The following is an 8,201-nucleotide window of genomic DNA, read 5'->3' on the forward strand; positions in this document are numbered from 1 at the left end:
TTCAATTCGATTACTAATTCATTATCTCAGATTTGGAGATGTTCCAATTCCCTATCAAAATCAAAGAAATCATTTTCGGCTCCCCTCTCGCATTCTCGCTCGCATCATACCCTAATTCAGCAACGCCGGAAATGCTTACTACATTCTCGGTGAGGATACAAAAGCGATAGAGTACCAGCAACAGCGATTAGCGATTGTCCGGGAACTCCAAGATCGTCCAGGTGAGATGCAAACGCTCTCAAATTTGGGGGCGGCTTATAATTCTTTGGAAGAATATATAAAAGCGATCCTCTGCTTTCACCAGGCAAAAGCGATCGCTAAAGAATTACCAGACGTTCGCGGGGAAGGACAGGCGCTCAAAAATCTCCGACTCGCTTACACTGCCCTCGGAGACTTGCAGGCAGCTCGTGATTACCAGCAGCAGTATCTGACAATGGTACGGGAACTTTTGGCAGCAGCCAAGGCAGATGACTTCATCAGCAGCGCCAAGATACTGGGCATCAATCCATCTGAGGATTTTGCTAGAGGCGATTTGAGCGGTGTTAACCTCCGCAACGCCAACCTCCGCAATGCTGACCTCAATCATACCAATCTCAGCAGTGCCGACCTCACCTTTGCCGACTTGAGCCGTGCCTGCCTTAGCGGTGCCAACTTTTCCCATGCCTGCCTTTGTAATGCCAATCTGCGCGATGCCCATCTGTTGCACGCCAACCTCACTCAAGCAGATTTGCGGACTAAAATGCCCCGTGCCAATTTAACCAGTGCCAACCTCAGCGGTGCCAACTTAAGCAGTGCTTACCTTCCCAATGCCAACTTGACGAATGCCTCCCTGAAGGCTGCCAATCTCAGCGATGCTGATTTAAGTGGTGCTAACTTGAGCGGCGCAAATCTAAAAGATGCTGAGCTTAAGCGTGCCGATCTCCAGGGTGCAAATGTGGAGAATGCTTCGTTTGAAGGGGCTTTGGGGCTTTCGGAGGCGATGAAGATCGAGCTAAAGCAGCGAGGGGCAATTATTTGAGTCTGGGAGAGAGGGATTGAGAGCGATCGCTCCTACCCCAGCGTCACCAATCCTACTGGAAAATCCGCCACCAACCGCAGCATTTTCAGCCACTGCAAACCCATCAAACTTTCTTTAACCTCTGTTCCAACAACAATCATAAGATTAAACTTCGGTCTATCTAACAATCCTTTTCCTGCATAAATCTTAAAAAAATCTTTGCCCCGTGTTGCTTACATAACTTATCCAGGTTTAATCAAAAAATACTCCAGCTATTTAACTGCCAATATTTGCTTGCTATTATAATTTAAAGAAAACCTTGATTGATTTTTTTATACTTTGTTTACGTTCGACATATTATTATAATTCCATCTGATAGCCGAAACTATAAAAGTATTTCGACCCTTGCCTAGATGACTAAATACCCATACTTCACGTAAAAACCATCGCCTTGCACGATGTCCCCGAAGTTCTGGTAACACTTTTACAATTAATAAGTACATCTTTCAACAAGAAATCCCCGAAATAGTTAAGCGTATGTTCCATTCAATAAATCCAGCCAACAATTTCAGCTTAGACGGCGTTTACACTTGTCCAGTTTGTCGGCACGGTGAGATTTCAGCGATGCCGTTAATGGAAGCATTGGCTTGTAATTTTTGCCATCATATTTTCACTGCCGATCCGATTCAACAGTCCGTGAAAATGGCAGATAGCGCATCACCGATAACTTGGCGCTGGAATGGTCGAACTTGGCAAGGTGCCCATCGCAAGGGGAATGAATTGGGTTGGGGTGTTGGGTTGGCAGCAGTTGCCTTAGTCCTATTACCGACTACCCTTGTTGCCTTGTCTACCTACTTTTTTCCCCCAATACCAGGTACTCCCTTATCTTGGGTTCCCAGTCTTTGGATTGGGTTAACCTTTTTAGCTCATCTTGTTTTTGTAGTAGATGTTGTTGTTGAATATTATCAATTCCCAGTGTTTGCTTACGTCAACGCAATCCGACGACATCTGTTAAAAGGAACAAATTTCTAAAACCCTAGGACTAGACATTGTTCAACTCAACCTCAAAAGTTCGTTTTCCTAGCGTTACGCGATCGCCTGAGACTAACTGTCGTCCTCGCCGGGTTTCCAGGGTGCCGTTGACTGAAACAAAACCCTGTTGAATCAAAAGCTTAGCTTGCCCACCCGTCTGCGCCATCCCTACCCACTTTAAAAACTGATGGAGCTTAATTGTGTTGCCACTTACCGCCATAAAAAGTGTTGCACTCCAACGTAACCGTATTATGCTAATGGCTAATATAGCAATCCCTAATTTATTTGGGAATAACTGTTTTTGGGTAGTGGTAAAAAGTTTTAAGTTGTAGAACACTTGCGGTTATCGCGTCTGAGTTTTGAATTAAAGAACTCTCTTCTCGCTTCAAAACCCAACCGACGGCTACATATTTACCACAACCAGAAATTTCAGCAGTTGCGCCAAACTACATTAACCAGAAAAGGCAGGAGTGAATGATCGTTAATAAGGATGAACTGCTGGAGCGATATGCGGCGGGAGAACGGAATTTTAAAGGTGCAGACTTAATTGGAACCGATCTTAAAGGCGTGAATCTGAGTCTAGCGAACTTCCAGGAGGGATCGCTCAGCGAAACTGACTTGAGTGGAGCTAACCTGAGCCAAACCTTTTTAATGGAGGCAACTTTAGGCACAGCCAATCTCAGTGGAGCCAATTTGAGCGGGGCGAATCTCAGTGGAGCCAATTTGTTTCGGGCAAATCTCAGAGGTGCCAATTTGAGCGGGGCAAACTTGAAAATGGCAGATTTGACAGAAGCAGACTTGAGTGGGGCAAACTTGGACGGGGCAAACCTTTGGGGTGCTTACCTGACGGGCGCGAAACTAGACGGTACCAACCTGCCAAAAAATACTTATTCTTGAATGTGCTGTCGAATCGGAATTTCGATAACGAACTCAGTTCCCTGCTCTGGTGTTGAATTACACTTCAAAACGCCGCCATGTCTCTCGACGATGATTTGATAGCTGATTGACAAACCCAACCCCGTGCCTTTGCCTGTGGGCTTTGTAGTAAAGAAAGGTTCAAAAATTCTAGTGCGTATTTCTTCGCTCATTCCGGGGCCGTTGTCGATAATCCGGATACTCGCTTTTCCGTTGTCGAGGACATCGGTACGAATCCGAATACAAGGCAGGGCATCTGGGGAAGAGACGAGCAAGGGAGCGTGTGCCATTTCCTCTGCGCCTTTGCCTCTTCGCGCCTCTGCCTCCTCTAGGGCGTCAATCGCATTGGAAATGAGATTCATAAATACTTGGTTGAGGAGTCCGGCATAACACTCTACGGAGGGCAAATCGCCGTATTCTTTGACAATGGCAATCCCCGTATTTGCTCCTCTGGATTTCAAGCGGCTGTGGAGAATCAGCAGGGTGCTGTCAATGCCTTCGTGGATATCAACCGCCTTCATGTGGGCTTCGTCAATCCGCGAGAAGTTTCGCAGGGACTGGACAATTTGCTGAATGCGGTCAGCCCCGATTTGCATGGAGGACAGGGTTTTGGGGAAATCCGAAATTAAGAAATTCAGATCGATTGCTTCAGCTTCCTGTTCAATCTCAGGCACTGGCTGGGGATAATGTTTGGCATAAAGCTGTAGGAAGTTTAGCAAATCCTGGGCATATTGATTCGCATGAACCAGATTGCCGCAAACAAAGTTGACAGGGTTGTTAATTTCGTGGGCAACACCCGCAACTAACTGCCCTAAACTAGACATCTTGTCACTTTGGATCAGAAGCGTCTGGGTTTGTTGAAGTTCGCACAGGGCAAGTTGCAGATGCTTAGCTTGTTGTTTAAATTCTACTGCCGATGCTTTTAAGGTTGCTTCAGCGGATTTTCGTTCGGTGATGTCGGTGACGAAGCCTTCGCAGTAGAGTAAGGCACCCGCGCGATCGCTTAATGTATGCCCGAAGTACTGCTCGTCCTTAGCGTATGCTGCGCTATAGCCGCTCACAGCTTCATATTGCTTCCCAGATCGCAGCTCTTGTCGTACTGCCCGTGCATTTTCCGAAATCCAGATGATGCTGCCGTCTTGGCGATAAACCTGAGACTCAAAGCCACTCACCGAACCGTGTTCTTGCAGCAAGTACAGAAATTCGTCGCGCCGATTGGGATCTACGTACAGCTGGTGCTTGATGTCCGTCAAATGGGCAATCAGTTCCTCTGGTGAAACGTAGCCGTAAATCCGTGCCAGCGCTGGATTCGCACTAATGTAACGTCCGTCCGGGGTTGTCTGAAATATCCCCTCAACGGCGTTTTCAAAAATACTCCGATACTTTTCCTCTGCTTGCCGCAAAGCCTCTTCCACCTGCTGACGCTCGGTGATTTGATTTGCTAGTTCTCGATTGACTTGCTGTAACTGCATCGTTCGCTTGACAAGCGTTCTCTGGACTTTTTTCCAACGCTCCACCCAGCTAGAAGAATCAATTGGCACATTGTCACGGCTTAGGAACATGGGAGGTCTCAGAGTTTAGTTAGCCAATGCTCTTAGTATGAAATCATCCGAGAAATTACTGGGTGATAGCACTCGCTTTGGAAGTGTGATCTTTTATGTGATGATTTGGTGATATAAATCCATTCTTTTTGTGATATAGATCGCTGAACTTACGGAGACAATTGTTGTAGTTGGAACGTTTTCTCAGTCAACTGCGATGTGGGGAGAAAAATTGATACTGGGAGTTCGACTTTTTATGAGTAGACTGAAAACGCTTAGTTTGGTTGGCGTGATGACGATCTTAGGGATCGGCGCTTTGGAGCTAAAAGCGATCGCTGCCCGCTTAACAAATTGGCGATTTGACCCAGCGCTTAATCAGTTAGAAATCACTCTGGATGAGGGAACGACGCCGCGTTATTTTCTTCTGGCTCAACCGCCTCGGATTGTTCTGGATTTACCCAATACTCAAGTGGGAATGGTAGAAACTCAACAAAGTTACCCCGGCTCAATCCGCCAAATTCGAGTCTCCCAGTTCGAGGCTGGCGTCACCCGAATTGTGCTGTATCTCGCACCAGAGGTAGTTTTAGCCCCCCAACAAGTGCAATTGCAATTGGAACCTGGGAATCGCTGGGTATTGCGTCCCCTGATTGCTGGCGTCGCTCCAGAAGCAGTGGCTCCTACTAGGGGCGGGGTTTCTCCGTCCTTGCCTCCGGCTATCTTCCCAGGGAACCAAATGCCTGGTGTAGTGAGGGTGCCGCCTCTGAATAACTCAAGCACGGTACCCAATTTAGCGACGCCAACAGTGCCTCCAGCGGGAATTTCGACGGATAATGTATCGGTCAGCGTACCTCCTATTTCAGGCGCGATCGCTGCGGCACCACCAGTACCCGTGAGGCAGTCTCAGTCTTCCTCTGTCACCAGAGTGGTTGAATTTGGTCAACCGTTGCCGATGGAGGAAAATCCTACCCAAGTGCCCGCAAGGAGAACCAGAGTAGCCCCAGTACCATCCCTAGAAGCGGGTGCGTCTGTGCCCATGTCGATACCTGCCGCACCTACAACAGCCACCTCTCCAACGGTTGTCGTACCGCCCCTATCTGCTGCGACTGTTGTGCCCGATCCTTCCAGCTCCAAATCGGCACCGATACAAGCGCCAAATGTGCCATCTCTAAATCCAGACGTTCTACTGCCTTCTGGCACGCCGCTGAGCCTGCGTTATCCGGGCGACAAGGTTTTAACGCTGCGAGATGGTGTCTCGCGCCAGGAGGTGTTGCTGCTAGAGGAAGAAATACGCGATCGCACTGGTAAACTCATTGCCCCAGTTGGTACGCAGGTGATCGGACGCTTTGAGATCGACAGGCGCGGCAGTCGCTTCATTACCCAAGCAATTAGCCTGGGTGGACGCAATTTTCCCCTTCTCGCCCAATCAGACTCCCTAGACGGCAACCGCCAACTTTCACAAAACCGAGTTGTCCGGAATTCTGCCATTGGTGCTTTAGCGATCGTGCTATTAGGAGGTTTTTCAGGCGTCGGTTTATTGGGAGGCGCTGCCGCCGGTGCTGCCACTACCTATCTGACAGCTCCTCAAACCGCCATCATTCAACCCAATCAAATTCTGCAAGTTCAGCTCAGCGAAGATTGGCGGTGAAGTAAGTTGCTAATGGCAAAGAAATGGTAAGTAGGTAGACATAATTAAACTAAACATCTCAGGGCTTAATCGGTAATGGGTAATTACAATAAACAAATCCCGATTACCGATTAACCATTAGCGATTAGCCCTAGAAATTGTTTGTTTCTGGCGGCGGTGCGCCTGCTCCTGGCTGATTCAGGAAGAAATTCTGGGCACCATCGTTCTGATAGATGCAGCGGATATCCGGTTGACCGTCCAAACTGCCGGTATAGCCAAAGGTGTTCATCCGGTTCTTGCAATCCCGCACCTGATCGGCAGTTACCAGTTTTCTTTGCTCCAAAATAGACCAGTTGTTACTACGCAAAACACAACCCGGTCGCATATTGGGCTGCGAAACATAGACATTAAAGGGATTTAGCGTTACATAGACGCGAGTATCCATCACCATTGCGCTGGCTCCAAACTGCACGCAAAGCTCAGGATTTGGGGCAGCGCGGTCAATGAAATCACGCGATGCAACGTTTTCTGGGCTAAATGTTGCTGTGGAGCTAAAGCCAATCCCCACCCCAATTCCTAGAACGAAGACGCCTCCGATTAGGGCGATGGAAGTGTAATTGAAGGGGGAGGATTTAGAGGATTTGGGGGCAGTATAGGAATCAGAGGTAGGGTATCTAGATTTACGTTTCATCGTCGGTTAGGTAATTTCACGCCTACTGGACAGGGAGTAATCAAACTGCTCTCCTCCTCCCAGTATGGCGATAGATTGTCCCGCCAAGCGGACACAAGGGAGGAGGAGAAGGGAAAAGAGGAAGGGAAGGGGTGGAGGGGCATAGAAGATGAAGCTACACTTTCCCCTGCTACCAGATGCGGTGCATCGCGTCTCTACAATATTTCTTGCACCTGTAGCTGCTTTGTCTCCCCAGTGCTTACTCCTCACTCACCAGGTTTCTACTTTCGTTCAACAATTGGGAGTAGGCATGGGCGACATCTTTGAGATGTTGATATTCTTCTTTCATTCGTTGATACTGCAACTCAAAAGCCAGATGTGAGACGAGAAGCCGATCGGGATTGTACTCAGCTACCTTAACTCCAATTAAAGCCTCTCTAATTAAACGAACATATATTTTTTGTAACTGTTCGGCTTTCCTTAACAGTTTTTCAACCTCAAGTAAAGCTTTCTCATAGGTCTCTACTTGGAGAGAATACACATCAGAGGTAGATACTAAATCGGCTAAGTCATTAATTTTACGATATTGCTCCTCAAGTACAGACATTTCTGGCTCTAATTGCCAGTGTTCTTGAATGATGGGAGCCAGTTCTTTGATGGTAGTCAGCTTTGGATCGTTCGTTTTAGAGTTTTGCTCAATGACTTCTATATCATTCAGAGGATGCCAGGAATAAATATATTCAACATCCCCATCAGGCGTCAGTCTGGGAAAGACAACTTGGACTCTATTGTGACGCCTAACCATCAGCGGAATTCCATAGTTTTTTAGAGGTAAGCTGGGATACTTCTGTTCTGCACCTTTCACCAAAACAACACTATTATTTTTAATTTGTTTAATTTTGGTTTTACGTTTTTCATTAACCAGATAGGCAATGACCAAAGGTACAAGTATTACAAGAATGATTAGAAATCTTTGCAGCACAGCGATCGCCTCCAGCCTCTATGTGTTGCAGGGTCAGGTAGTCGTTGATTTATTGTGACCGATTTTGCCCTCGACTGACGAATGTAGGCGGGGCAGGGATGCAGGGGTGCGAAATTTCATTTACTCCTCGCCTCTGCTTGGCTTCTATCTCAAGCTAGGTGGGGACTGGATTAAATGTAAACAGGACTTACGCACTGAAAGCTTGAAACCTAGATCCCCCCTAACCCTCCGATAAATTGGGGGATTTAGGGGGATCTCTGCATAAGTCCTAGTAAAGTAAAAATTAAGCAGTTCTCTGTTGGCTTGCATCTGTGGGCGTTGCTGAATTAGGGTATGATGCGAGCGAGAATGCGAGAGGGGAGCCGAAAATGATTTCTTTGATTTTGATAGGGAATTGGAACATCTCCAAATCTGAGATAATGAATTAGTAATCGAATTGA

The 8,201-nt window shown here is 47.2% G+C and carries 8 protein-coding genes and 1 pseudogene; 5 read left to right on the forward strand and 4 right to left on the reverse strand.

Going from position 1 to position 8,201, the window contains the following annotated elements; genetic code table 11:
• Positions 1-130: 130 nt before the first annotated feature.
• The 3 genes and pseudogenes from ACFW2W_RS14080 to ACFW2W_RS14090 form a co-directional block, all read left to right on the forward strand.
• Positions 131-430, forward strand: a pseudogene (locus tag ACFW2W_RS14080) (tetratricopeptide repeat protein); the annotation flags it as partial.
• A gap of 3 nt (positions 431-433) precedes the next feature.
• A complete protein-coding gene (locus ACFW2W_RS14085; RefSeq protein ID WP_378179000.1) occupies positions 434-1,018 on the forward strand; it encodes a pentapeptide repeat-containing protein in 585 nt (194 codons plus the stop codon).
• Positions 1,019-1,534: 516 nt separating this feature from the next.
• Entirely contained in the window at positions 1,535-2,029 is a 495-nt protein-coding gene (locus ACFW2W_RS14090) for a hypothetical protein (protein ID WP_378178980.1), read from the forward strand.
• A 10-nt stretch (positions 2,030-2,039) separates the two neighbouring features.
• On the opposite strand, the gene ACFW2W_RS14095 is transcribed toward ACFW2W_RS14090, so the two are convergent.
• Complete coding sequence (locus ACFW2W_RS14095; RefSeq protein WP_378178983.1) at positions 2,040-2,249, reverse strand: RNA-binding S4 domain-containing protein; 210 nt, start codon at positions 2,247-2,249, stop codon at positions 2,040-2,042.
• Positions 2,250-2,503: 254 nt separating this feature from the next.
• Between ACFW2W_RS14095 and ACFW2W_RS14100 the strand changes: the two genes are divergently transcribed.
• Positions 2,504-2,926: a pentapeptide repeat-containing protein gene (locus ACFW2W_RS14100; protein WP_378178986.1), complete on the forward strand. Its 423-nt coding sequence runs from the start codon at positions 2,504-2,506 to the stop codon at positions 2,924-2,926.
• Here the strand turns inward: ACFW2W_RS14100 and ACFW2W_RS14105 are convergent.
• Positions 2,917-4,506, reverse strand: coding sequence for an ATP-binding protein (locus ACFW2W_RS14105; protein ID WP_378178989.1), 1,590 nt, complete (start codon positions 4,504-4,506; stop codon positions 2,917-2,919). The two genes, ACFW2W_RS14100 and ACFW2W_RS14105, sit on opposite strands and share 10 nt — an antisense overlap.
• A gap of 235 nt (positions 4,507-4,741) precedes the next feature.
• Between ACFW2W_RS14105 and ACFW2W_RS14110 the strand changes: the two genes are divergently transcribed.
• A complete protein-coding gene (locus tag ACFW2W_RS14110) occupies positions 4,742-6,130 on the forward strand; it encodes an AMIN domain-containing protein (protein WP_378178992.1) in 1,389 nt (462 codons plus the stop codon).
• Positions 6,131-6,260: 130 nt separating this feature from the next.
• Here ACFW2W_RS14110 and ACFW2W_RS14115 read toward each other — a convergent pair whose 3' ends face one another.
• Both ACFW2W_RS14115 and ACFW2W_RS14120 read right to left on the reverse strand, forming a co-directional pair.
• Positions 6,261-6,800: a DUF3172 domain-containing protein gene (locus ACFW2W_RS14115; RefSeq protein WP_378178995.1), complete on the reverse strand. Its 540-nt coding sequence runs from the start codon at positions 6,798-6,800 to the stop codon at positions 6,261-6,263.
• A gap of 238 nt (positions 6,801-7,038) precedes the next feature.
• Positions 7,039-7,761 carry a hypothetical protein gene (locus tag ACFW2W_RS14120; protein ID WP_378178998.1) on the reverse strand — a complete coding sequence of 241 codons (723 nt, stop codon included), beginning with the start codon at positions 7,759-7,761 and terminating at the stop codon, positions 7,039-7,041.
• Positions 7,762-8,201 lie beyond the last annotated feature (440 nt).

The sequence above is a fragment of the Coleofasciculus sp. H7-2 genome, assembly GCF_042747725.1.
Lineage (GTDB): Bacteria > Cyanobacteriota > Cyanobacteriia > Cyanobacteriales > FACHB-T130 > FACHB-T130.